General features: G+C 36.8%; 20 protein-coding genes and 2 riboswitches. Of the genes, 6 read left to right on the forward strand and 14 right to left on the reverse strand.

Going from position 1 to position 23,192, the window contains the following annotated elements; translation table 11 throughout:
* Nucleotides 1-40 precede the first annotated feature (40 nt).
* Nucleotides 41-1,657, reverse strand: a complete 1,617-nt coding sequence (gene nikA / locus ACEVFT_RS15675; RefSeq protein ID WP_393950645.1) for a nickel ABC transporter substrate-binding protein — start codon at nucleotides 1,655-1,657, stop codon at nucleotides 41-43.
* Nucleotides 1,658-1,806: 149 nt separating this feature from the next.
* Nucleotides 1,807-1,999: riboswitch (cobalamin riboswitch) on the reverse strand.
* A 154-nt stretch (nucleotides 2,000-2,153) separates the two neighbouring features.
* Nucleotides 2,154-4,451 (reverse strand): 5-methyltetrahydropteroyltriglutamate--homocysteine S-methyltransferase, encoded by a 2,298-nt coding sequence (gene metE, locus ACEVFT_RS15680; protein WP_393950647.1) that lies wholly within the window; start codon nucleotides 4,449-4,451, stop codon nucleotides 2,154-2,156.
* A gap of 172 nt (nucleotides 4,452-4,623) precedes the next feature.
* A riboswitch (cobalamin riboswitch) is annotated at nucleotides 4,624-4,803 on the reverse strand.
* Between the two features lie 563 nt (nucleotides 4,804-5,366).
* Here metE and ACEVFT_RS15685 point away from each other — a divergent pair.
* Nucleotides 5,367-6,845: an Lsa family ABC-F type ribosomal protection protein gene (locus ACEVFT_RS15685; RefSeq protein WP_342440515.1), complete on the forward strand. Its 1,479-nt coding sequence runs from the start codon at nucleotides 5,367-5,369 to the stop codon at nucleotides 6,843-6,845.
* A 35-nt stretch (nucleotides 6,846-6,880) separates the two neighbouring features.
* Here ACEVFT_RS15685 and ACEVFT_RS15690 read toward each other — a convergent pair whose 3' ends face one another.
* Nucleotides 6,881-7,300, reverse strand: coding sequence for a hypothetical protein (locus ACEVFT_RS15690; RefSeq protein ID WP_393950649.1), 420 nt, complete (start codon nucleotides 7,298-7,300; stop codon nucleotides 6,881-6,883).
* Between the two features lie 90 nt (nucleotides 7,301-7,390).
* On the opposite strand from ACEVFT_RS15690, the gene ACEVFT_RS15695 reads away from it, so the two are divergent.
* Complete coding sequence (locus tag ACEVFT_RS15695) at nucleotides 7,391-8,131, forward strand: DUF3888 domain-containing protein (RefSeq protein ID WP_393950651.1); 741 nt, start codon at nucleotides 7,391-7,393, stop codon at nucleotides 8,129-8,131.
* A gap of 82 nt (nucleotides 8,132-8,213) precedes the next feature.
* Here ACEVFT_RS15695 and ACEVFT_RS15700 read toward each other — a convergent pair whose 3' ends face one another.
* Both ACEVFT_RS15700 and ACEVFT_RS15705 read right to left on the reverse strand, forming a co-directional pair.
* Nucleotides 8,214-9,320, reverse strand: coding sequence for a response regulator (locus ACEVFT_RS15700; protein WP_393950652.1), 1,107 nt, complete (start codon nucleotides 9,318-9,320; stop codon nucleotides 8,214-8,216).
* Nucleotides 9,317-9,469: a hypothetical protein gene (locus ACEVFT_RS15705; RefSeq protein WP_393950653.1), complete on the reverse strand. Its 153-nt coding sequence runs from the start codon at nucleotides 9,467-9,469 to the stop codon at nucleotides 9,317-9,319. The genes ACEVFT_RS15700 and ACEVFT_RS15705 overlap by 4 nt, the downstream gene beginning before the upstream one ends.
* 784 nt (nucleotides 9,470-10,253) lie before the next feature.
* Here ACEVFT_RS15705 and ACEVFT_RS15710 point away from each other — a divergent pair.
* Nucleotides 10,254-10,619: a hypothetical protein gene (locus ACEVFT_RS15710; RefSeq protein WP_342440510.1), complete on the forward strand. Its 366-nt coding sequence runs from the start codon at nucleotides 10,254-10,256 to the stop codon at nucleotides 10,617-10,619.
* A gap of 83 nt (nucleotides 10,620-10,702) precedes the next feature.
* Here the strand turns inward: ACEVFT_RS15710 and ACEVFT_RS15715 are convergent, their stop codons facing one another.
* Both ACEVFT_RS15715 and pdxR read right to left on the reverse strand, forming a co-directional pair.
* Complete coding sequence (locus ACEVFT_RS15715; RefSeq protein WP_393950655.1) at nucleotides 10,703-11,131, reverse strand: DUF2935 domain-containing protein; 429 nt, start codon at nucleotides 11,129-11,131, stop codon at nucleotides 10,703-10,705.
* 68 nt (nucleotides 11,132-11,199) lie between these two features.
* Complete coding sequence (gene pdxR, locus ACEVFT_RS15720) at nucleotides 11,200-12,615, reverse strand: MocR-like pyridoxine biosynthesis transcription factor PdxR (RefSeq protein WP_393950657.1); 1,416 nt, start codon at nucleotides 12,613-12,615, stop codon at nucleotides 11,200-11,202.
* Nucleotides 12,616-12,782: 167 nt separating this feature from the next.
* On the opposite strand from pdxR, the gene ACEVFT_RS15725 reads away from it, so the two are divergent.
* Nucleotides 12,783-13,400 carry an FMN-binding negative transcriptional regulator gene (locus ACEVFT_RS15725; RefSeq protein ID WP_393950658.1) on the forward strand — a complete coding sequence of 206 codons (618 nt, stop codon included), beginning with the start codon at nucleotides 12,783-12,785 and terminating at the stop codon, nucleotides 13,398-13,400.
* 47 nt (nucleotides 13,401-13,447) lie between these two features.
* Here the strand turns inward: ACEVFT_RS15725 and paiA are convergent, their stop codons facing one another.
* Nucleotides 13,448-13,966, reverse strand: a complete 519-nt coding sequence (gene paiA / locus ACEVFT_RS15730) for a spermidine/spermine N(1)-acetyltransferase (protein ID WP_393950660.1) — start codon at nucleotides 13,964-13,966, stop codon at nucleotides 13,448-13,450.
* Nucleotides 13,967-14,093: 127 nt separating this feature from the next.
* On the opposite strand from paiA, the gene ACEVFT_RS15735 reads away from it, so the two are divergent.
* Together ACEVFT_RS15735 and ACEVFT_RS15740 are read left to right on the forward strand one after the other, a co-directional pair.
* Nucleotides 14,094-14,696 (forward strand): YczE/YyaS/YitT family protein, encoded by a 603-nt coding sequence (locus ACEVFT_RS15735; protein WP_393950661.1) that lies wholly within the window; start codon nucleotides 14,094-14,096, stop codon nucleotides 14,694-14,696.
* Nucleotides 14,697-15,259: 563 nt separating this feature from the next.
* On the forward strand, nucleotides 15,260-16,168 hold the full coding sequence (locus ACEVFT_RS15740) for a C40 family peptidase (protein ID WP_393950662.1): 909 nt from the start codon (nucleotides 15,260-15,262) through the stop codon (nucleotides 16,166-16,168).
* Nucleotides 16,169-16,296: 128 nt separating this feature from the next.
* On the opposite strand, the gene ACEVFT_RS15745 is transcribed toward ACEVFT_RS15740, so the two are convergent.
* The 6 genes from ACEVFT_RS15745 to ACEVFT_RS15770 form a co-directional block, all read right to left on the reverse strand.
* Nucleotides 16,297-17,826 carry a DHA2 family efflux MFS transporter permease subunit gene (locus ACEVFT_RS15745; protein ID WP_393950663.1) on the reverse strand — a complete coding sequence of 510 codons (1,530 nt, stop codon included), beginning with the start codon at nucleotides 17,824-17,826 and terminating at the stop codon, nucleotides 16,297-16,299.
* Between the two features lie 350 nt (nucleotides 17,827-18,176).
* Nucleotides 18,177-19,673, reverse strand: a complete 1,497-nt coding sequence (locus ACEVFT_RS15750) for an ATP-binding cassette domain-containing protein (protein WP_393950665.1) — start codon at nucleotides 19,671-19,673, stop codon at nucleotides 18,177-18,179.
* Between the two features lie 323 nt (nucleotides 19,674-19,996).
* A complete protein-coding gene (locus ACEVFT_RS15755; RefSeq protein ID WP_393950666.1) occupies nucleotides 19,997-20,779 on the reverse strand; it encodes a helix-turn-helix transcriptional regulator in 783 nt (260 codons plus the stop codon).
* Nucleotides 20,780-20,793: 14 nt separating this feature from the next.
* Nucleotides 20,794-21,369 carry a LysE family translocator gene (locus tag ACEVFT_RS15760; RefSeq protein ID WP_342440500.1) on the reverse strand — a complete coding sequence of 192 codons (576 nt, stop codon included), beginning with the start codon at nucleotides 21,367-21,369 and terminating at the stop codon, nucleotides 20,794-20,796.
* Nucleotides 21,370-21,448: 79 nt separating this feature from the next.
* The gene (locus ACEVFT_RS15765) at nucleotides 21,449-22,417 is read right to left on the reverse strand and encodes an MBL fold metallo-hydrolase (RefSeq protein WP_342443686.1); all 969 of its coding nucleotides are present in this window, start codon (nucleotides 22,415-22,417) and stop codon (nucleotides 21,449-21,451) included.
* A 21-nt stretch (nucleotides 22,418-22,438) separates the two neighbouring features.
* Nucleotides 22,439-22,816, reverse strand: a complete 378-nt coding sequence (locus tag ACEVFT_RS15770; RefSeq protein WP_393950667.1) for a hotdog family protein — start codon at nucleotides 22,814-22,816, stop codon at nucleotides 22,439-22,441.
* Nucleotides 22,817-23,192 lie beyond the last annotated feature (376 nt).

A 23,192-nucleotide genomic window follows, 5' to 3' on the forward strand; every position in this document is an offset into this window, starting at 1 on the left:
GAGAGAGCTGTCTTTGCTAGACATACTCTCTCTTCCACTTTTATTTTTCTGTAGCCATTTGTGCATAAGGTATATCGTATTCAGATGCACGTGGGGCAAAATCCTTTAGATATGGTTGATAAATCACATTATTTGTTTCGTAAGATATTGGATAGAATAGTGCTTGGTCATGGAACATCGTTAAAATATCCGTATAAAGCTGCACGCGTTCCTCTTCATCTGTCCCTACTAATAATTGGTGAATTTTCGTATCAATTTCTTTGGCATTTGGTAAGCCTAATTTCGCCTCATACACACCACTAGCATTTGGTGTAGCTGATTCATTTGCAAAACTATGAGGGTCTGTTGGCGGTCCATTGGTACGCCAGAAATTAATCTCTACCTGGTCATCCATCAATTTTTGAAGACCGACCATCACATCTGCACCTTCTAAATTCAACTGTACGCCAATTTTTGCTAATTCACCTTGCATTAATTCTGCCATTGGTTTTTGAATCGCATCGGATGCAATGTAAATTAAATCTAATGATAGTGGTTGTCCGTTTTTCGAACGAATTTTTTCTCCATTCTGTAACGTCCACCCTGCCTCATCTAGCAATTGTTGCGCTTTTTCCGGATTGTATAATATAGGCGCTAAATCTATATTGGCATAAGGAATCGCATCCCAGAACAATGTGTTTGCCACTTTTTCTGTACCATGTGTAATACTGTCTACCATTTGCTCCTTATTAATAGCATATTGAATGGCTTGACGTACCTTTAATTCAGCTAACGGGCCAGATTGTGTATTGAACAGCAGTGCTTTCGTAGACAAAGGCTCAGAGGTAGCTGTTTTATATTTCCCACTGTCTTTTAAATACGTATAGTTATCTAAACTAATAATGCCACGACCATAAATTAAATCTAATTCTTCGTTTTCAAATGCCAATGAAATAGATTCTGAATCAGGGATAATTTTTACTTTTATTTGTTCTACTAGTGGTTTTTCTCCCCAATAGTTTTCATTGCGACTAAATAATGCATATTCGTCCTTTTTGTATTCAGTTAACACCCATGGGCCTGTCCCAATCGGTTCCTTGATAGAATCTTGCGTCGTATCGCCTTCTGGGAATCCGTTATCCCCTAAAAAGCGGAAAGGTCTGACAAAGGCAAGTTCGTTTAAGACAGGATAATAGGGTTCATCCAATTGCAGACGAATGGTAAAATCATCCATTTTTACAACCTCTTTCATATGGTTGACCATGCCCATCCAAGAATGCATGTCTCGATTCGCTAATACGGCATCAAAATTACGAATGACATTATCGGCATTAAAAGCAGTTCCATCTGAATACTTCACATCTTTTCTTAAATGGAAAGTATACGAAGTTTTGTCCTCTGAGATGTCCCAGCTTTCTGCTAGCTTTGGCGTAACCGTGCCATCATCATTGTATTCCACCAAGGATTCATAGACCATGGCTTGGGCAGTCATTTGATTCGGTAAATATGTATGAGGATTCAATGGACCGACATCTAATGGCCAGCCAATTGTTATCATTTTTTCATTTGTTTGTGGTGTCGCTGTCTTCCCCTTTTCTTCATCCGTGCTTGTACAGCCAGCAAGTAAACTGAACATCAGCACAAGCAGTAAAGGAAGTAAATACTTAGTCAATCTCATTTTCTGTCTCCTATCTCTATTCGTAGTGCAAATAAATCTACTTGTTGAAGAAGAGAGGGCATAAAAAAACCTTATTCTAAAAAAGAATAAGGACAGAAAAACTCACGATGAGCAAGTCTCCATCCATCTCCCTATCTTTCGTAGATCATCAATGAATCTTCTTACAAGCAGGCATTCTGGCTCATGAATCATGATTTTGCTTCACCTTCCCAAGTACTTACTCAGTGGTATTTGAAACAAAACTCCTCATTTACAGCTGCGGGACAGCATGGGATTTTCACCCATTTTCCTTTTAATTGAATGAAAGACGAATTCATTCAAACTTGTAATGATTGCTATGAAATTAGTAATAAACATAACATGCTCGCATGTTCACGTCAATTTTATTTTCTGAATATAATAAATTCCTCCAAACAACATAAAAAGACCAGGTAACTTACCCTGGCCTTTATTATCTTTTGGAGAGTAGATGTAGTAGATTAAATAAATCATTTCATTATCTTGATGTAGATTGTTGTACGGCTTGACGCAATGTTTTAGTAGCAGCAACCATATTGGCTAAAGCTGCAACGGTTTCTGTTTCTTTTCTTGTCTTTAAGCCACAATCTGGATTCACCCAAAATTGATGGCGATCAAGAACCTGTATACTATCTTTCATAATAGTGAGCATTTCTTCCTCACTTGGTACACGTGGGCTATGAATATCATAGACACCTAAACCTATTCCTTTTTTATAGGGTTGCACTTGTAGTGACGTGATGAGTTCCCCATGGCTTCGCGATGTTTCAATGGAAATCACATCTGCATCTAGTGCGCTAATCGGTTCGATGAAATCATTAAATTCGCAGTAACACATATGTGTATGGATTTGTGTTTCATCTTTGACACTAGATGTAGCAAGCTTGAAGGAATTGACAGCCCAATCTAAGTAAGCCCCCCACTCTTCTTTTCGAAGCGGTAAGCCTTCTCTTAGTGCTGGCTCATCCACTTGAATAATTGAAATACCTGCGTTTTCTAGTGCTTCCACCTCTTTGCGAAGTGCTAATGCAATTTGATAAGCGACATCTTGACGGGAAAGATCATCGCGTACAAACGACCAATTTAATATCGTCACAGGCCCTGTCAGCATGCCTTTTACAAATCGCTTTGTTAGGCTTTGAGCATAGGCTGATTCTTTTACGGTAATGGGTGAGGCCCACGCAACATCTCCATAAATGATCGGAGGCTTCACACAGCGTGACCCGTATGAAACGACCCATGCTTTTTCTGTAAAGGCAAAGCCAGTCAGTTTTTCACCAAAATATTCTACCATGTCTGTACGCTCAAATTCACCATGAACGAGTACATCGATATCTAGGTCCTCTTGTATAGTGATCCAGCGCTTAGTTTCCTCTTCTATAAATGCCTCATAGTCTTCATTTGCTAGTTGTTTCTTTCGCCAAGCATTACGATTTCTTTTCACCTCATCAGATTGTGGGAAGCTACCGATTGTAGTCGTTGGGAACAGTGGTAACGCTAAGGCCTGTTGTTGTATATTTTGACGTTGCGTAAAATCACTTTGTCGTTCAAAATCTTGCGTTGTCACAGTTTGAACAGCTTGATGAATCAACTTGTTTTGGCGGATTGGATGATTTTTTAGAGCCTCAATCGCCTTCATACTTTCTGAAAAATTATGTTGTAAGGAACCATCTTTATCTCGTCTAAATTTAGTTAGCCCCGTGATTTCTACGATTTTTTCATCTGCGAAGGCCAAAGCCTGCTTTAAAACAGGGTCAAGTTCATTTTCAAGAGAGGTTGTGATTGGAACATGCTGTAGGTTACTTGATGGTTGAATCCATAGCTCTTCGGCCTGACTTAGCTGTTCAATGGCTTGAATCGTTGCGTTGACCTCTGCAAGGTTTGAACGCCAAATATCACGGCCATTTACAACCCCAATTGCCAATACTTTATCCTGCGGGAAACCAAATTGACGCAGTGACTCCATATTCCCTTTATAGCCATGAACAAAGTCTAGGCCAAATCCTTGAACAGGCAGCGTAATCAATGTTTCATAGGCACATAATGCTTCAAAATAAGTTTGTAGCATAATCTTAGCCCCTGGAACAGCAACGGCTAACTGGTCGTAAATTTCTTGCACCAGCTTTATCTCTGCTGGATCAAGGGTTGTAACAAGGGATGGCTCTTCTAGCTGAATCCAAGCGGCACCTGCATCCACTAGCTCTTTTAATACCTGTGTATAGAGCGGTAATAAGGCTAATAAGTATTCAACCTGTGTTAATTTGTTGTAGCCTTTCGTTAACTTACAAAATGTATAGGGACCAATCAATGTCGGCTTCGCGATGATCTCGAATGCTTCTTTCGTCTCTAAAAAGTCAGCTAACACTTTATTTTCTGTTAGTTGTAAGGCTTGTCCCTCATACTCAGGAACAATATAGTGATAATTGGTATTAAACCATTTTGTCATTTCACTCGCTACGGCTGTTTTATTCCCTCTTGCTACACTGTAGTAGGTATGTAAATCGACTTTACCACCTTGCCAGTTAAAGCGTTTTGGTACTAGACCAAACATCAAAGCCGTATCTAACATTCTATCGTAATACGTAAAATCACCAACTGTCACCATTTCGATACCCAATTGTAGCTGCTTGTCGATTCTCGCTAAACGAATCTTCTTTAATCTTTCCTCAAAGTCCTCTTCAGAAAGTTCATTACGCCAAAATAATTCTAATGCTTTTTTCCATTCGCGATCTTCCCCTATATAGGGGTAACCAATGAGTGTGCTTGTATAGGTCATGTTTTAATCTCCTTTTTAGAAAAAATAAAAAGCCATTCTCCTATTTGGAAAATGGCTGCATGTTAAAATTATGAATGCTAAAACAATACGAAAAAGTATCTACTTTTACATAAACATTATCGCACAGTGCCTATTTGGTCACTTTTCACCACCTATTTCCACGTAGGTATTTGGTGTGTACTAGAAATTGGCAGGTCTCCTGGCTTTTCATCAACACGCCTCACAGCCTTCCCAGTTTCCCCAGTGGCATTTGTGATTTGCTCCGAATTACAGTTGCGGGACAGCGTCGGATTTGCACCGACTTCCCTTTTAAGCCAAACTTTCATTTGGCACCAAGTCTTACACATTATTCAATTATGCTCCTACTATAGCATACATTTCAGAATAGTAGAAATTATTTTTAAACAATTATATAAATTATTTCTATAAATATTCTAGGAATTATTAAATATCTCCGCTAAGATAAGGCTACATTGTATTTTGTTAAAAAATTTGTTACTATAAATAGACAATTATGAGAGGACTGATGAATGGACAATGTTGAACTAAACTATATTTTTATTTGAATTGAATGATTTCAAACCAAAATATAGGGTTAGTCTATCCATTTTTAACAATCAGTTGGCATTTTATTTGTCATGATACGAGTGGCAAATCGACTTTATTCAGTGAAAGACTAATCCTTCCAATGCACGATTGGAGGGATTTTTTTCTTGCTCTCATCGTTGAATCTGTACCTTTCATCTACTCGTAAAGGAGAGAGATAATATGAGCGATTCAGATACTATTGTGACGCATGTAATACTCCGTATAAGTCGTTAATATCCATCTACTTATACGGAGCAATGAAGCATAGATGGATAGACCGACTTTGTATGAAAAGGAAAACTATTGCAATACAAAGGAGGAATTATCATGTCCATGATACAAGTACAAAACCTAACTTTTTCTTATCCAAGTAGCTTTGACAATATTTTTGAAGGGGTAAACTTCCAAATCGACACGGATTGGAAACTTGGATTTATCGGGAGAAACGGACGAGGTAAAACAACATTCTTTCAGTTGCTATTAGGCAATTATGAGTATAGCGGAAAAATCATCTCTTCCGTAGACTTTACTTATTTCCCCTACCCCGTTTCGGATCCAAATAAATATACACACGAAATTTTTGAAGAAATTTGCCCTCAGGCAGAGGATTGGGAATGTTTACGTGAAATAGCTTATCTACATGTAGATGCGGAGGTTATGTATCGTCCTTTTAAAACATTATCCAACGGTGAGCAAACAAAGGTGCTGCTTGCGGCGTTATTTTTGACAGAGGGTCAATTTTTATTAATTGATGAACCTACCAATCATCTCGATACGGATGCACGAAAGACGGTCTCAGATTATCTTCGTAGGAAAAAAGGATTTATTTTAATTTCGCATGACAGAAGCTTTTTAGATGGCTGCGTTGACCATATTTTATCGATCAATAGAGCCAATATTGACGTTCAAAGTGGTAATTACTCATCTTGGAAGCTCAATTTTGATCGACAGCAGGAACATGAAGAAGCAACCAATCAACGACTGCAAAAAGATATCGACCGATTAAAACAGTCCTCAAAGCGTTCGGTAGGTTGGTCTAATCAAGTGGAAGCCTCCAAAAACGGGACAACCAATTCAGGTTCCAAGCTGGACAAAGGCTTTGTTGGACATAAGGCAGCCAAGATGATGAAACGAGCAAAGAACCTAGAATCCAGACAACAAAGAGCTATTGAGGAAAAATCAAAACTGCTAAAAAATGTTGAAAAAACCGAGTCATTGAAAGTAGAGCCATTGGCATGTCCATCAAAGGAAATGGTTGTTGTCACGGATGTATCGATTCGGTACGATGACCATATCGTGAATAAGCCTATTAGCTTCCAAGTGGCACAAGGTGATCGCATTGTTATAGATGGCAAAAATGGAAGCGGAAAAAGTAGTATTCTAAAACTTATTCTAGGCAAGCCCATCCAACATACAGGCGCCATTAAATTAGCTTCAGGTCTGGTCATTTCCTATGTTCAACAGGATACATCCCATTTGAAGGGGTTATTATCGGAATTTATTGAAGAGCATGGTATTGATGAGACGTTATTTAAATCAATCCTGCGCAAGATGGATTTTGAGCGAATTCAATTTGAGAAAGACATCTCTCATTATTCTGGTGGACAAAAGAAAAAACTGCTGATTGCTAAAAGCTTGTGTGAGAAAGCTCATTTATATATTTGGGATGAACCACTCAATTTTATTGATATCTATTCACGTATGCAGATTGAAGAGCTTATTCAAAGCGCTCATCTCACAATGGTGATAGTTGAGCATGACCAGGCATTTCAACAAGCCGTGGCAACGAAAACGATAGCTATGTAGTGAAGAGAAGAATCCAATTTATGGATTCTTCTTTTTTAATGATATTGGAACCAAGGGACCCATTTATTATTTGTTTCTTTCACAATATATAGCTCCCCAAGAGATGCACTTTGCGCTGGGAGTAATCTTGGAAACCTTAGTCGAACAAACCAGGAGTGATTCGCCACATTTTCTCCACAGAAGTTCATCGCCATTTTATAGTAATTCTCCTCCATGCCAGTTAATAATGGCATAGGTTTTATCACCTCAATTTGCCACTCCTGATACTCAGGACTTGAGCCATATACTTTTGGAATGATGTCAGCCAATGATTGAATAAGCTCATCTTTGTCTTTCTCCGTGGTTTTCATCAATACATCTGGATTTGGACATACTAAGCCTTCAGGTTCTGACGCCAAAGATGCTGTTGGAAATAACAAAAGCATACATATAAAGGGCATCATTATTTTTCGCAACGTATCCCCTCCCTTTCTTAAAAATGCTCGATAATTTACTGTGATTGGCGCATCCTATAAAGTATCATCCTACAGAAAGGCTCCTATTCCATGAAAAAAATCACTTATGTTTTAATGGCTATCGTAACTATTTTGATGCTGCCCAGTAAGATGTATGCACAAAGTGAACAAACTGATGAGAAACTGATTGCTGACACATTGATCACAATCCTTAATCCATATATAGAAAAGGAAATTGATCATTACTACGGCTATCCTAAGCAGTATGGCTTATATGATGTGAAAATTTTAAAGATTGTCAGAGAAAGTCAATTTGGCTTTAAAGTTAACGTTGAAGTCACCACCTTTGGACATGCACATTCCCCACCCAATAGTAAGGAAATCATTACGTTTGAAGTCAGTCCAACTGGTGTCAGCACACTTCGCTATAAACATGAGGCGGATGATATAGAAAAAGCAATAGATGCATTCTATCGCGCAACACTTTCAGATATACAGCAAAGCATTGATTTGGACTTGTCATCGTATATTTCCTATAGATACGATCAATTGCAATACCAAGCTGAAATCAATAATGACATGAAACCCCTTGCTGCAATTGCAGAGGAAATAGCCACCAATATTTTATTTCCTGAGCGAAAGATACCCTACAAAAATGTCATAGACCCTGTCACCTTTATCAAAGGTAATACAGGCTATATGCTTTTTAAAAGGGCGGATGGAACAAATGTAAAATATGAACTGCAAAAGAAAGATGGCACATGGATCGTAACAGATAAAGCAAGTAAGCCAGGTAAGAAGATGGAGGATTTGTTGCCTTGGTATATGTAAAGGATTGGGAATTTAATTTTTCCCAATCCTTTTCGCTTGCCTCTTTTATTTCAAATTGTTTGTATAACGGATCTTTCATCCATTATAGATTGAGTAAGTATTCGTTATATGTTCTATTAATCTTTTCTGGCACAGAGAGGTCAATTTCAGCTAATTTCGCCTCTATAGTTTTATAGAATTTTAAACATTCCTGTTTCCTATTATGCTGAATTAAGAATTCCAACAATTGAAACATATAATGTTCATTGTATTCATCAAGCTCTAATAGCTTTTGTAAGCAATTATATTTTAATAGAGCATGGTCAGCGTTTGTACGAGCCGTATACTGTTCAAGCACATGTAAGACAGCTTGCTTTAAGCGAAGCCTGATTTGATTAACCCATAAATACTCTTCATCCACTAAAAAATCCCCTTCATAGCAATTCAATAACTGCTGAATGGATTTCTCATCATGTTGGTCCTTCTCTAATAATTGATTGAGCTCATCATAATCCGTTTTAATGACTGCATTTAATTTATAATGATTATTGACTAATAGGATGGGATTCTGTAAGCCATTGTCCTTTAATATCTTTCTTAAATGATAAATAGTTGTATGTAAGTTACTTGCTGCCTTTTCAAAGTTCAAATCTGGCCACAATTCCTCTAAAAGGACGGCATTTAACATGGGCCTTTTTTGGTGAAATAATAAATATAAAAAAAGTTCACGTACTTTTCTTGTACGCCATTTCATCACATTATGTTGAACGTCCAATAAATAAAAACTGCCTAAAGTATGCGCATATAATGAGTTTTCCTTCTCCTCCCATTGTACCGCAGCGACGACCATTTTTTTCTGTGCTTTTGTTAACGCTATAATAAGTCGTTTTTCATGTACAGGCTTTAATAAATAATCTGTTGCCTCTACTTCAAAGGCCTCCACTGCAAATTGGGTATGAGCCGTCACAAAAATGATTTGTAAGGATGGTTGCTTGTGTAGTAGTTGCTTCGCAAGTTGCATACCGTGTGTGTCAATCATTTCAATATCTAAAAACACTACATCAATCTTTTCTTTTTCAAGAAAATGGAGGGCTTCAGTTGAATTTGTAAATGTCCCCTTAATGTTAATCTGAAATTGAGTAAGTTGTTTAACCATGATCGTTAAAATATCAATGGCTAATTTTTCATCATCAACGATCATTATATTCATGTGCCACCACCCTCTGGTAATAAAACGACAATTGTTGTTCCCTTTCCTTCTTCGCTGTATATTCGTAAACTAGCATTTATTATTAATTTAAATGTCTTTAATTGATTCATAAAGCCGATTCTTGTACTTTTTTCATTCCCATCCGTCATAGTTGAACGCATCCTTTTACCTGAATCTTTTCATCCACTATGAATAGTATACTTTTTTACCTACTTTTTTTCAAACGGAAGTACTGCTAATTTCATATTCATCAACACTCATCTTTGAATAATTTCCCTGAATATAGTCTTCAACAACTACTAATTTCACCTTTTTGAAAAGGATTTTCATGAATTAGCTTCTTTTATCCTCCACATCCACCAGCCTCATATTTGAGCTATAAAAAGTTTGAAGATTGAATGAAAACCGTTCACACAATAGTGACCTTCTTCAAACAATTGAAGGATTTGTAGTTTTAGTTCGATTGGATACTTGCTTTGCCACATAAAAACGCCCCTTAGATAAACAGATTTTATTTCTTAATCTGTCTACCTAATGGGGAGCATAGCACGAATTTTCAGGTAACTTTTAAAACCTCTTTTATGTATGATTTGTGGCTGGTTATTGAATGAAAAAACTATCACTAATCGCATGGCTATAATTACAATAATCATATTTTTTCATTACCAAGCTCCCATTCAGATGTATCTTTACATCATATTGTTCACCCTTTGAGATAGTAGCATATTAAGTTTGAACAAAATCTGAACAAAGAATCATAACGCCTTATAGGAGTTTTAGTTTGTTATTATTTTGAAAAATTAATTTCAAGCGGTATCTAGAAATTTTTAAACAGTCCTTCCACATTATTGAAGGAAAATATTAATCATTAAAATTTTTCTAAAAAAATGTTATTATCAGAAAGGATTTAAGATTGATGGAGGATTTAAATGAATGAAGGTTGATTTTGAAGAGCTATTAAATGGTGTTTTTTCATCTATACAGGCTATTGAAGGAGTAAAATCCGTGGATTCCATTCTTGAAGTATTAAAGGATCGAATTGTTTTCCCTGAGATTACCACCTTAATAGTGAACGCTAGATTTGAATTGGTTTATTTATTTAATGAGCAAAAAGTAGTATTTAAAACATTAAGAGAAGTTTTGATTGATTCAATTTATATAGAAGAAATTAATTTAATCAATCAACATTGTAGTTCAATTGAAAGTATTCTAAATGACTTTGTTAACACAGATACACTGAAGAATTATTCTTTAAGTCTCCTTTCTTTTAAGTATAAAGAGAAAATTCCCAATAGTTAATATGGTGATGGAACTAGCGAACTAAAAATGGAGTGTGGCAAGTGTCCTTTCTCCAAACTCCATTTTTCCCACGCTAAAACCTATTATTTCTGTTGGTATAAAATGATTTGAGCAATTCCGATAAAATATTCGGATTCAACAATGATATGATTTAATACAACTTTAGCTGTCGGATTGGCGCTTATCGGTTGACTTTCTTCCATTAGAGTTCGACAAAACTGGATAAATTGATCACTCTGTTGTAGACAGAAGGTAGTTAGCTGTAAAATATCCTGAAACAAGGCTGGGGAAACTTGTCCCTGTGAACGATTGACTGTTTCTATATATCTTACAACTTGCTGATGTGTTTGAGCGAAAGCTTTTTCCCATTCCTTTAACGCATCGACATATTGCTGCTCCAAATCTTTTACAAGCTCTCTTATTACTACTGTATGCTCCTCTTCTTGATGCTTCCAAAATTCAGCTTCATCTAATACACGTAACGGCATTTGATTGCCATAATAAAATTGCATGAAAATCCCCCTCCCACCTATCGCTACTATGTATATACAAGAAATGTGGAAATAGAACTTTGAAAGATTCACAACATATGACACCTATCAAACCAAGCATTGTTTAATAGCTTAATGCCCGTGTCAATCTCATCTTCCGCTAGGTTAGCAAATCCAAGTAAAACTTTTGCGGGCTGTAAGATCGAGGGGTTTGCATAAAAAATGGATGTTGGGTAGACCCGAACGCCAGCCATTTTTGCTGTATCAATCAATTCCTCTTCAGACATCTTATTATTTGGTTCTAGTAAAATATGTAAGCCACTGCTAGCCCCATATATTTTCACATTTTCCCCAAAAGTTTGATGAATGGCCTTAAGTAAAGCCTCATATCTTCGCTTATAGCTATTGCGTGTTTTATTTAAGTGTCTCTCCCAATACCCACTCTCCATAAATAGTTGTAACGTATGCTGATGGAGTCTCGATACAGTTTGAACATAGTAATTGTTGCGATGAAATATATTGATTAATTTTCTTGATAATATCATGTAGCTTAGTTTGATAGAGGGAATCAAAGATTTTGAAAAGGTGCCCATATAGATGACCCGATCATTCGAATCTAATCCTTGTAGAGCAGGTATCGGTTTTCCAGCATATCGAAATTCCCCATCATAATCATCCTCGATGATATAAGCATTTTCTTCCTTTGCCCACTCTAGTAATGCTAATCTTCTTGAGATAGGCATAACCGTTCCAAGGGGAAATTGATGGGAGGGCGTAACATAAACAGCCTTTATTTTGTTTTTCCTTAATTGGTCGATATGAATCCCGTGATTGTCAAGAGAGATTGGTTTCACCTTTATAGCATTATCTTTAAACAGATGGCGAACGCGATAATAACCTGGATCTTCCATAGCAAAAAGTTCATTTCGCCCAATTAAGTTACATACGATGCCCATAAGAAACTGCAGGCCTGCACCAATAACAATTTGGTCTGCACTGCATTGCACCCCTCTAGCTTCATAAAGATAGCTTGCCATATAATTCCTTAATTCAAGCTCGCCCTGTGGATCTCCGTATAAAAGCAGTTGAGCCTGTTCTTCATCAAGGCTTTGCATCGTTAATTTACGCCATATTTTAAAGGGAAAATCTTTTAAATTAATATCCCCATAATTAAAATCGTACTTAATAGCGGGTCGTTCTTGTTTTTGCTGAGTTGTTAATTGAGGTTCAAAATGATGAGGGTTTGCTTGGAAATAACCTTTTTCAAGATCGACCACAAATAGTCCCTCTCGTTCTTTACTAACCACATAGCCCTCTGCAAGGAGCTGCTGGTAAGCTGCATCTACCGTGTTGCGACTAATCTGTAAATGTTTAGCTAGACTACGCTGAGACGGCAATTTGCTTTGAGCTGAGATATTGCCATTTTGGATTTCAGCTTTTATATAGTTATATAATTGAAGATAAAGCGGTTCTTCACTATTCAGGTTTGGTGTCATTTCGAGCATGGTTTCTTGGCTCCTTTGGAAATAGCGTTATTGGCACTTTTAAGAGGTGCCAGTAATTGATTATAATAAAATCTACATTGTTGAGTAGAAAATGTAAAGACGTCCATACACAATTATTTGTTTATTCCAAAAACTCGCGATGATTTTATGTATAAGGAGAGATTTCCATGTATGTTCCTAAGTATTACAAAGTAACGGATTTAGAAGAAATCAAAGAATTTATTCAGCATAATGCCTTTGCAACAATTGTTTCAATTAGAAAAGGTAAGCCAATAGCAGCTCATATCCCCGTACTCCTGAAAAAAATCGAGGATGACTATTATCTGACAGGTCACTTAGCCTATGGCAACCCATTATGGAAGACCTTTGAGGAGGTGCATGACATTCTGGTGATATTTAATGGTCCACATGCCTATATCTCTTCCTCTTGGTATGAGCATGAAAATGTGCCAACCTGGAATTATCAAGCTGTCCATGTTTATGGAAAAGCAAATGTCATGGAAGGAAAAGACTTAGAACAAGATTTGTCTAGCTTACTTGAAAAATATGAATCATTCCGTGAAAATCCTGTCTTGTGGGATAAACTATCTCCGGAGCTTCTGCAGCAAGAAATGAAAGGAATAAAAGGGTTTAAAATAAAGGTAGAAGAAGTGCAAGCTGCCTATAAATTAAGTCAAAATCGTAATGCGAGTGATTACGCCAATATTATAAATGAGCTCTATAAAGAGGAAGATCCACATGCTGATGCGGTGGCTGCGGCCATGAAGAAAAATAGAAGCAATTAAAAGAGAAGGCAGAAATGTTGTGAATCAACGTTTCTGCCATAAAAATTTTAGGCTAGTGTTTTGGTCATGATAAGATCGATTTGTTCTTCGTCACCCATATAAAATGAGTGGGCTCCTGTTTGGACAAAGCCTATTTTCTGATAAAAACCGATGGCACTGTCATTTTTCTCCCAAACCCCCAGCCAAATGCTTTTTTTGTTTTGAGCCACAGCCTCCTCTATTGCTTTATTCATAAGGTATTTGCCTAGCCCTTTTCCTTGATATTGATGTCGAACATAAATTCTTTCCACCTCTAATGACTCAGCACCCATTAGTTCGGATTGTGCTTCATTGACATTTACTTTTAAATAGCCAGCTATTTCTTCCTCATAATAGATAAAATAGAACGCCGAATCCATATTGGCTAACTCCTTCTCTAGCTGCTGCTCATGAAAGGCACGCTCTAAATAAGCCTTCATATTTTCAGGAGAGTTCTGATCTTTAAATGTATCATGGAATGTTTCAATACTTATTGCTTGTAGCTTTTTTAAATCTGCTTGTTGACATTTCTCTAATTTAATAGTCATTGATTTCACTCCTTTGTCGTAAACTCTTTTTAAATTTTATATTGTAAATGCAATAAAAAGAGTATATAGTCAATTTAACGTAATTTTATTGTATTTGCAATAAAATTAATGAGAGGAGGTCTTTTATTTGAAATATGTCTTTTATGTAGTGGGCATTTTAATTTTAACGCTAGGTATTTCGCTCACGATTCAATCTAACCTCGGCACATCACCTTTTGATGCTCTTCTCGTAGGATTATCTAAAAATGTGGGGCTAACTGTAGGAAGTTGGGAAATCATTTTAGCGCTCCTATTAATATGTAGTAATTCCCTGTTAGCTAGACAAAGGCCAGAAATTTTAGGATTGATCACCGCATTTATTACGGGTATAGGGATCGATATGTGGTTATTTTTATTCCACGATGTTATAACCCCTGATATTTGGTATAGCCAAGCCGTTTGTTTTGTCATAGGATTGGTTGTAGTTGGTTTAGGAACGGCAACCTATTTACATACAAATTTTGCGCCAATTCCTGTAGATCGACTAACCTTAATTATTAAAGAATTAACGAAAAAAACGATTTTTTTCTCAAGAACAGCTATTTACCTCTTATTCTTAGTGTTGGCGATCATTTGTAAAGGCCCAATCGGTATCGGTACATTATTAACGGTTTGTTTAGGTGGCTTTATCCTGCATTTCTTTATGCCCATTACTGGGAGAATACTAGATAATATATTGAATAAGTCCTAAAATAGAAAACCAGATACTCGCTCAAGAATGAGTTCTGGTTTTGTGACGCCTAATCTTCCTCAAGTTCCACTCTGTATTGATTGAAAATGGACCATCGCTTCAAAAGCTTTGGCATAACTAATCTCTAAAAATACAAAGCGGTCGACGATTACAGGAATTAATCGTGTCATAAAACAATCCAAATAATTGCATAATACACCTCTGTGATACAATTTTAACTAACATCTTGCCAACTTTATTTTCCCATTTTGAAAAAAGGTTTCTATTAACGTAGATGCTTTCACATTATAACTATTAGTAAATATCATTCCACAAATTTTACGGTTCACAGAATTGGATAAAATATAAAAAAAGCACTTATGTCCCTATAAATCCATTAATTTCATATATTTTTAGTAAAATTGCCCATTATTATTGCAAAAGTTTTACACAATTAAAATTCAGGTTTCAAATTTGGTGTTTAGGGGTAATCGGTAATATTATTGAAAAATAACTCTACCCTATTTCATGCTATTCTTACTTTAGTTCAAAGGCGATAGCTTTTTGAAAGGAGTAAGATAGAATTGAAGAAAAAATGGTTACTACCCATTTTCGCATCGTTTATGTTCTTTACAGGTATTGGTATTCATGATGCGAAAGCGGCAACAATAACAGATATAACTACTACAGCAAAAGCATATATTGGTGCTCCTTATAAATATGGAGGAACAGATATTAAGACAGGTGTGGATTGCTCAGCCTATACGCAATTAGTCTTTTCTAAGCTAGGCATGTCATTAGAGCGTACATCTAAAGCTCAATACCAGCAAGGTACGTCAATCTCAAAAGACAATTTAAAAACGGGTGATCTCGTATTTTTTAATACTTCTGGAAGCGGTGTTTCACACGTTGGCATATACATAGGTGACAATAATTTCATTTCAGCTACTACAAGTTCCGGTGTTAAGGTAGATACAGTCAATGACCCTTACTATTGGGGTTCACGTTATGTAGGGGCAAAACGTATTGCCAACTTCTCTGATTATGGAGAAGTAAAAGATGCGGAAATTGACTTTAGTATTTATGCATCGCGTGGAGAGGTAGCTCTTCGATTAGCCAATAAATTACATTTAGATACGAGTAATACAAATTCAAGTTTCCCAGATATTAAGCCATCATCTAAATATGCAGGTGCTGCAGAGGCACTTAAAAAAATGGGCGTTTTTACGGGTGATGATAATGGAAAATTCAATCCTGGTTCTCCAATGACACGTGGGCAACTATCTAAAGTCTTAGTGGAAGCATTTCATTTAACACAGCAAGGAACAGCTGAACAATTTATTGATGTTCCAGGCTCACATTGGGCAAATAATTATGTAGCGATCCTTGCTTCGAATAAAGTAACCGTAGGTAAAGGTGACGGCACATTCGGTGTGAACGACAATGTCACATTGGCCCAATTAGATGCTTTTATCCAACGATTAGCTCAATAACTACTAGAAAAGGTGTTTCATTTTTGGATGAAATGCCTTTTTTATACTTTCTAGACTCCCCCACCTCTATATAACATCCCTTAATAAAAAACGGGCGTTGCTTCAGTTGAGCAACACCCGTTTTGCATTTATTCCTCTACTTGCTTTCCAGCAACTTCCCCACCTGTGTGATTATCATAGTTAGGCTTAACTCGCTTAATAAAGAAAGCTAGTATGAGTGCGATCGCCGCAATCAATGTAGATAGGAAGAACGTATAATTAATACCATGTAGCATGGCTTCGTTTAAGATTTGCTGCTTTAATTCGCTGGCAGATTGTGTCGTAGCCTGTGCTGCATTGGCACTCATATTGTTCATCGCACCTGCAGCCAATTCCTCTGCCTTGGCCGTTGTTTTATTGTTCATAATCGTAATCAGCACCGCAGAACCAATCGCACCCGAAACCTGCTGTAATGTGTTGTTCATGGCTGTGCCGTGTGGGTTATTGTGCGCTGGTAGCTGATTCAAACCATTTGTCATCACGGGCATCATTACCATCGACATCCCAAACATACGTAATGTATATAGAAGCACTAATGTAGAATAAGCCGTATCCATACTAATTTTGCTGAAGTAATACGACGTTACGATGGTGATGATTAAGCCAAATACAGCCAAGCTTCTTGCCCCGTATTTATCAAAGAGCTTCCCTGTAATCGGCGACATAATGCCCATCACAATGGCACCAGGTAGCATGAGTAGACCTGAATCCATTGGTGAAATACCACGAATGGTTTGTACGTAAATAGGCATTAAAATCATAGCCGAGAACATCGCCACCGAAATGACGATGGAGATGGCTGAGGATAAAGCAAACATTGGATATTTGAAAATACGAAACTCAAGCATTGGCTCATCCATTCGTAGCTGACGAAGGGTAAAGGTAATTAAAGCAAGTGTTCCAATAATAATTGTTCCATATACAAGGATATGATCCCATCCTTTTTCACCAGCGGAACTAAAGCCATAAAGCAAGCCGCCAAATCCAATGCTTGAAAGAATAAGAGAAATCACATCGAGCTTAATGGCACGTTGTGGTGTCACATCCTTTAATTTAAAGGCCGCAAAAATTAAAGTTAAAATAGCAATTGGTAGCACAAGATCAAATAACATTCTCCAGCTGTAATGCTCGATTAACCAACCAGAAAGCGTCGGGCCGATTGCTGGAGCCGTAATCATGACAAGACCAAACATCCCCATTGCGGCTCCTCGTTTTTCAACTGGAAATGCAGTCAGCATAACATTCATTAATAAAGGCATCATGATCGCTGAGCCTGCAGCTTGAATCATACGTGCTGCTAATAACACACCAAATGTAGGCGCAATACTAGCTAGAAATGTACCTAAAGTAAACAGAGCCATCGCTGTAATAAATAACTTTTTATCCGTAAAGCGTTGAATGAAGAACGCGCTGGCGGGAATTAAAATACCGTTAATCAACATATAGCCTGTTGAAAGCCATTGTACCGCAGTAGCATTCACATCGAATTCGTCCATAATGGCTGGTAGCGCAATGTTGAGTAAAGTCTCATTTAAAATAGCAACAAAGGCCCCGATAAATAATATGGCAATCATGCCGTATGGCGCTTTTGTCTCAACTGAAATGGTTTTCTCTGACATATAGTATCCGTCCTACTTTCTTTATCTTTTTCAATTTCATTCACATGTTTAGGAAGCCTTTGATTGTCTCAAAGAATTGAGCTGCTTCGTTTATTTTTCCCCCAATCTGCTGTTGTGCCCCTGCTGATTTCATCGCAACCACCCCTCAAAAAAATTAAAATTAAAAGTGTTGACGAAAGAATAGATTGTATTGTATAATTAAGATAGGGATAATGCGCGGTGTATTAATTATACAATGTCTATCTATATAAATTTATCATAATATTACTCATATTTCAATGCGTTTTACATAAATTCTTTTTACAAAAAGTCGATTCCTGAACTACAGGAATGCGACTTTTTTGTTGTCATTATTTTTTAATTAATCCTTCCCCTGTTAATTCGTAAATGGTCGTGGCGACTTCTTGTAAGTAGCGGCGATCATGCGAAATACTAATGATGGCCCCACCATATTGTGCTAAAGCATGGCAAAGGACAGGTGTCGTCAAAGGACTAAAATTTCTGGTTGGTTCATCCAAAATTAAAATCTCGCAACGCTCCAACATCATTTTGACTAAAAGTAGCTTTGCTTTTTGTCCCCCACTCAATTGCCCAATCGTTTGCTGCATTTCATCAGGTGTAAATTTCATGCTACCTAAAAGGGTAAAAGCCTTTGTCATGGCCTTTTTATCACCATTCGTCACTAGAAATTGAATCGGTGATTGATTTGCGTCCAATACATCCTCATAATTTTGTGGCATATATCCAATTTTTAACGAGGATTGTTCCTTTAATGAAGCCACTATACATTTTAATAAAGTTGATTTTCCTATCCCATTTTCCCCAATAATCGCCACTTTTTCAGCGCCATTGATGGATAACTTTATATTTTGGGCCAATTGTTTATTGGCAATTTGCAGTTTATCTAATGTCAGCTCTAGAATTTTTTTGTGGCGATGCACATGGATCGAGGGGTCAAAATGAAATTCGCTTGCCTCTTCTACATTGGGTATCTCTAGGAAATTTTCTGTTTCTTTATCTAGTCGTTTCTTTTGATTTTTTAATGACTTGACTTTCTTTTGTAGTCTAGGATCTGACCGTGCAACATTTCGATGCTGATGCTCTGCCTTATGCCAAACATCATGCCATTTCTTCATTTGCTTTTTATAATCTGCTGCTTGCTTTCTCGCTATTTGCTCCTGCTTATGCAAATTGTTTTCTCGATGGGAAAGATAGGTTTCATAGGGCTCTCTCGTCAACGTATAGTTAGGTAGCTGCTTGCGATGGGTTAGTTCAATATGAAGGATCGCGTTAGCTGTATGCTTGATAAAGGTTTCATCATGGGATACAAAAATGACAGGTCTCGTCGTTTTTTGAATAAATTTTTCCAGCCACTTGATTGTCCCAATATCCAAATCATTTGTTGGTTCGTCTAATAAAAGAACATCTGGATTCATAGCGAGTAATTTTAAAAAGCGATATTTAAATCGTTCCCCTCCTGAAAAATCAGCTATCTTTTTGTCTGAAACAAAGGATTCAATCCGAAATTCATCCATTGCCTTCAACATTTCTTTTGGCCAATTGTTTTCTGAAAATAATTCAGTAATGGTCAACTTTTTTTCATGTTTCGATAGCTCCTGTGAAAGATAGCCCAGTGAACAATCATTTTTAATTATCTTCCCTTCATAAGTACAATAATCAGCAATTAATTGTTCATTGTAAATACACTTCAGTAAGGTGCTTTTGCCGTTCCCCTCTTCCCCTATGATGACCATCTTGTCTTTTTTTTGAATACTAAGCTGCAGATGATCGATTAACGTCCGACTTTCTTTCATCGTCTTGATGGTGAGGTTTTGAATTTCTATCATGATAGATGCTCCTTTCGTTGTTCTTGATTACTCTTTCATTGTTAGTTGTTCATATGCATCACCCTTAAATTTGATCAAAACAAAAAAGATGCCTCTGTTTATAAACAGAAGCATCTTTGCGCAATAAAACTATACACTCTAGTTATAGAACATCATAGAGTGGTGGATTTACTATATAATAGGTGAAAATTAGCTTCTTGTTTATTTATTATGAGGTTTGCGTTTCTAATAAATAAACAATGGCTCAAATTCTTCACCCTCCGTTCCTAATAAGTAGCTTTAATTTACCATATAATTCTATCAATAGTCAATTTCATTGTAGCCTATTTATGATGAACTAAGGATTGGTACTCAAAAGCTGTGATGCCAAAAGTTCGTTTAAATTGCTTATTGAGATGGGTGAGATCCACATAGCCACATTGTGCAACTGCCGCATAAATATCGGCTGTATGCTCGATAATCAATTTTGCACGTTCTACTTTGCAATTTAAAAAGTATTGGTAAGGTGTGATCCCTGTGTGCTTTTTAAAAAAGCGAATGAATTGGAATGTCGTCAATTGTAGCTCCTCGCATATATCTTCTAGCTTCAATATGTTATCAGCATAGGAATGGATAATTTCTTTAGCTTTGTTCATTACAAAACTATCCTTTTTCAATGAAGCACTAAAATCTTGTTCTACTAAGCTGTCAGATAACTGTAAAAATAATTCGTTGCATAATAGGGAATTTTTTTCTGTTAAAATGGCGTCCGACAGATTTAGTAGATGTTGCTTGAGATGATGATTATAGATAATGGGCTTCTCAAAACGGATAAAATCTTTCTTTTGAATTGCTTCTAAAAAGAAATTTGGATCAATATAAAGCATGACATATTCCAGTCCCTCATGATTATAGGCCATCCCATCATGAACTTGTTCTGGATTAAAAAACATCACACCGTTTTGATGTGAGAGCTGTAGATTTCCATCTAGATAATAGTGCTGAATACCTTTTAGCGTGACACCAAATGCATATTCTTGATGGGCATGCTTTTTGTATTTAAAATCCGTAAAACTAGCCTTTAATGCGGTAATGCCCTCCATTTTTTTATATGTAAAACTTTGCATTGTTTTCACCTCTTTTAAATCCAAATCATGATGGCTGCATAAACCAAGCAGATGGCCATAAAAGCATTGACTACTTTTTTATGGTTTTGTAAAAATTGTTTAAAGATTGCGCCAAATAATACCCATAATAAGAAAGCAATGAAACCAATAAAGGTAATCCCTAGTACACTTAAGGATAACGCGACAGTCGAATCATAATAAGGTAAAACGAAGCTTGGGATAACTGTCATTGTAAATAATACGACTTTCGGGTTTAAAAACTGCATCAAAAACCCTGTGGAGAAATTGCCTGCTTTATTTTCACTCGCATCAGTCGTATCCATAGTATATATTTGGTAAGCAAGATAGAGCATATAGGCTGTACCAACAACTTGCATGATGAACAAAACATTTGGAATCCATGTTGAAAACAATGTATTGAGAAAAGCTGATAATACGAGTAGCATGAAAAATGCAATCGTAGAACCATAGGAAAAATGTAAACCTTTTTTCATACCATAATTCTGTGTTGTTGCTAGAATGACAATATTAGTTGGTCCTGGTGTAACCGTAATAATAAAACAGTACATTAAAAAAGATGTAATATTCAAGAAGCAAACTCCCTTTCAAGTTTATCTCTTTGAATTATTACATCTATTATTTAAAACATTATAGTACAAAATTGCACAGTTATTTTGTCCAAATACTTGGTTTCCAATCCTCATCTATCCATTTTGGATCTGGTGCTTCATATGGTGCGGTCGCCATTAATTTATCGTGATGCCAGATGGCTGCTTTAGAGCGGATCATTTCATCCAATAAAGGCTGGACAAATTCTATAGGATTTAAGCGGAAGGAATGAACAGCAAAATCGTGAAACCAGCCACAGCTTAGTAGATAAGGCGTGATCTCCTTGCTTGTTAACCCATTTTTCAACATCAGTGTAAAAGAAAAGATGCGCTTACATGCATGCCAGGCCATTTTTTCAGGAGCCTCCATCCACTTTTCAAGTCGTTCTCTCGCTTTGTCCATCATTTTTAATGGGTCTTCGATAGCTCGTCCATGACCAGGATAGGCAATTTTTATGGATAGTTGTGCGAGCCGTTCTAAACTTTCATAAGAACGCCTTACGCTATTTGTACCTTCGCGGAAACTATTTAACCATCCTACATCATTGTATTGAAATAAATCACCACAAATTAAAATCTGCTGTTTTGGTTCGTATAAAGCAATATGTCCTAATGTATGCCCAGGTGTATGTAAAACCTGAAGAGCACTATTCCCCGTTGTCATTTCTTGTTCATCTACAAGGAGCTGTTGAACGACATATTGTTCGACAGGCTGATCTAAATATTGAGCACCACAAGACTCTAAATCACAGCGATTCACCATTTCCCCTTCCCAAAGATGGGCAGCAATCGGTAGGTCATAGTGCTGTTGAAAATAATGATTTCCCCCAACATGGTCGCTATGATAATGTGTATTAATGATGCCATTTAACTGCTTTGGTAAAATACCAGCATCAGATAACAGTTTCTCCGTTCGTATCACATCACTACCAAAGCCTGTATCAATTAAAAATGTTTGTTGGTCTTGAATCACGATGCTATTGGCACTTGGAAATGGTCGTTCGAAAAACAGAATTTCTGCAGTTTTCATACGCTAACCCCCACTAAAAGTTTATAAAATAATCCTTGAGAAGTTCCCTTTTAACACCTCTTTGCCGAGTTGATTGATGCAGGTAAAGGTGGTGCTGATAGCTGTTCGATTTTTTTCATCTGGTTCAAATTGTTCGATGATGACATCACAACGAATGGTGTCGTCACTATAAACCGGCCGTAAAAATTCGAAATTCATGGTGCGAGCTAATACGTTATAGTCACCACCAACTTTCGTCGGGAGTGTGGCTGTTAAAAGACCCTGCACAACAAAACGACCTTGTTCATCTGGTGTAATATGATGAACCCCTTCATCCTTAGATACCTTCGTAAATAATTCAACATCTTCCCTTGTAAACGTGCGTTCAAACGTAATTTTTTCGCCTACCTGTAATACCATCCTTAACCCTCCTACAGAGCCAAAAAATAAACTATTATAATCTGAATATTAAAACTTATTAGCACATTTCTCAACTCTTAAACTGTATTATCTTATTGAGATGAATATTTATGTATACAAATCCAGCCACCTAGCAACGATTGAATATCGAGACTAAGTGGCTGGATGGTGTTTTTAACTAAGATTTAAGTGTCCGTATAGAAGAGGTGCCTATTTCCCTCCTATACCTTTGTGGGAATTAAAATATAATAAGGTGTGACTGCCTTGATGTTTTCTCATCAGCAGCCAAAAGCTAACGATTGAGACTGTTTGGACAGGTAAAACTGAGAAAATCAACGATACTTGTTGTGAATTTTTATAACCTCTTTATTAGAAG

Origin of the sequence: Lysinibacillus sp. PWR01 (genome assembly GCF_043359455.1) — a bacterium.
Lineage (GTDB): Bacteria > Bacillota > Bacilli > Bacillales_A > Planococcaceae > Lysinibacillus > Lysinibacillus fusiformis_F.

Bases quoted from the DNA above. Each gene is read 5' to 3' on its own strand.
- ACEVFT_RS15710 (WP_342440510.1), top strand. From the start codon at position 10,254: ATGAAGGTTGATTTTGAAGAGCTATTAAATGGTGTTTTTTCATCTATA.
- ACEVFT_RS15745 (WP_393950663.1), bottom strand. From the start codon at position 17,826: ATGTCAGAGAAAACCATTTCAGTTGAGACAAAAGCGCCATACGGCATG.
- ACEVFT_RS15750 (WP_393950665.1), bottom strand. From the start codon at position 19,673: ATGATAGAAATTCAAAACCTCACCATCAAGACGATGAAAGAAAGTCGG.
- ACEVFT_RS15770 (WP_393950667.1), bottom strand. From the start codon at position 22,816: ATGGTATTACAGGTAGGCGAAAAAATTACGTTTGAACGCACGTTTACA.
- metE (WP_393950647.1), bottom strand. From the start codon at position 4,451: ATGACCTATACAAGCACACTCATTGGTTACCCCTATATAGGGGAAGAT.
- ACEVFT_RS15765 (WP_342443686.1), bottom strand. From the start codon at position 22,417: ATGAAAACTGCAGAAATTCTGTTTTTCGAACGACCATTTCCAAGTGCC.
- ACEVFT_RS15685 (WP_342440515.1), top strand. From the start codon at position 5,367: ATGTCCATGATACAAGTACAAAACCTAACTTTTTCTTATCCAAGTAGC.
- ACEVFT_RS15725 (WP_393950658.1), top strand. From the start codon at position 12,783: ATGTATGTTCCTAAGTATTACAAAGTAACGGATTTAGAAGAAATCAAA.
- nikA (WP_393950645.1), bottom strand. From the start codon at position 1,657: ATGAGATTGACTAAGTATTTACTTCCTTTACTGCTTGTGCTGATGTTC.
- ACEVFT_RS15755 (WP_393950666.1), bottom strand. From the start codon at position 20,779: ATGCAAAGTTTTACATATAAAAAAATGGAGGGCATTACCGCATTAAAG.
- paiA (WP_393950660.1), bottom strand. From the start codon at position 13,966: ATGACTATTAAATTAGAGAAATGTCAACAAGCAGATTTAAAAAAGCTA.
- ACEVFT_RS15700 (WP_393950652.1), bottom strand. From the start codon at position 9,320: ATGAATATAATGATCGTTGATGATGAAAAATTAGCCATTGATATTTTA.
- ACEVFT_RS15695 (WP_393950651.1), top strand. From the start codon at position 7,391: ATGAAAAAAATCACTTATGTTTTAATGGCTATCGTAACTATTTTGATG.
- pdxR (WP_393950657.1), bottom strand. From the start codon at position 12,615: ATGCTCGAAATGACACCAAACCTGAATAGTGAAGAACCGCTTTATCTT.
- ACEVFT_RS15705 (WP_393950653.1), bottom strand. From the start codon at position 9,469: ATGACGGATGGGAATGAAAAAAGTACAAGAATCGGCTTTATGAATCAA.
- ACEVFT_RS15715 (WP_393950655.1), bottom strand. From the start codon at position 11,131: ATGCAATTTTATTATGGCAATCAAATGCCGTTACGTGTATTAGATGAA.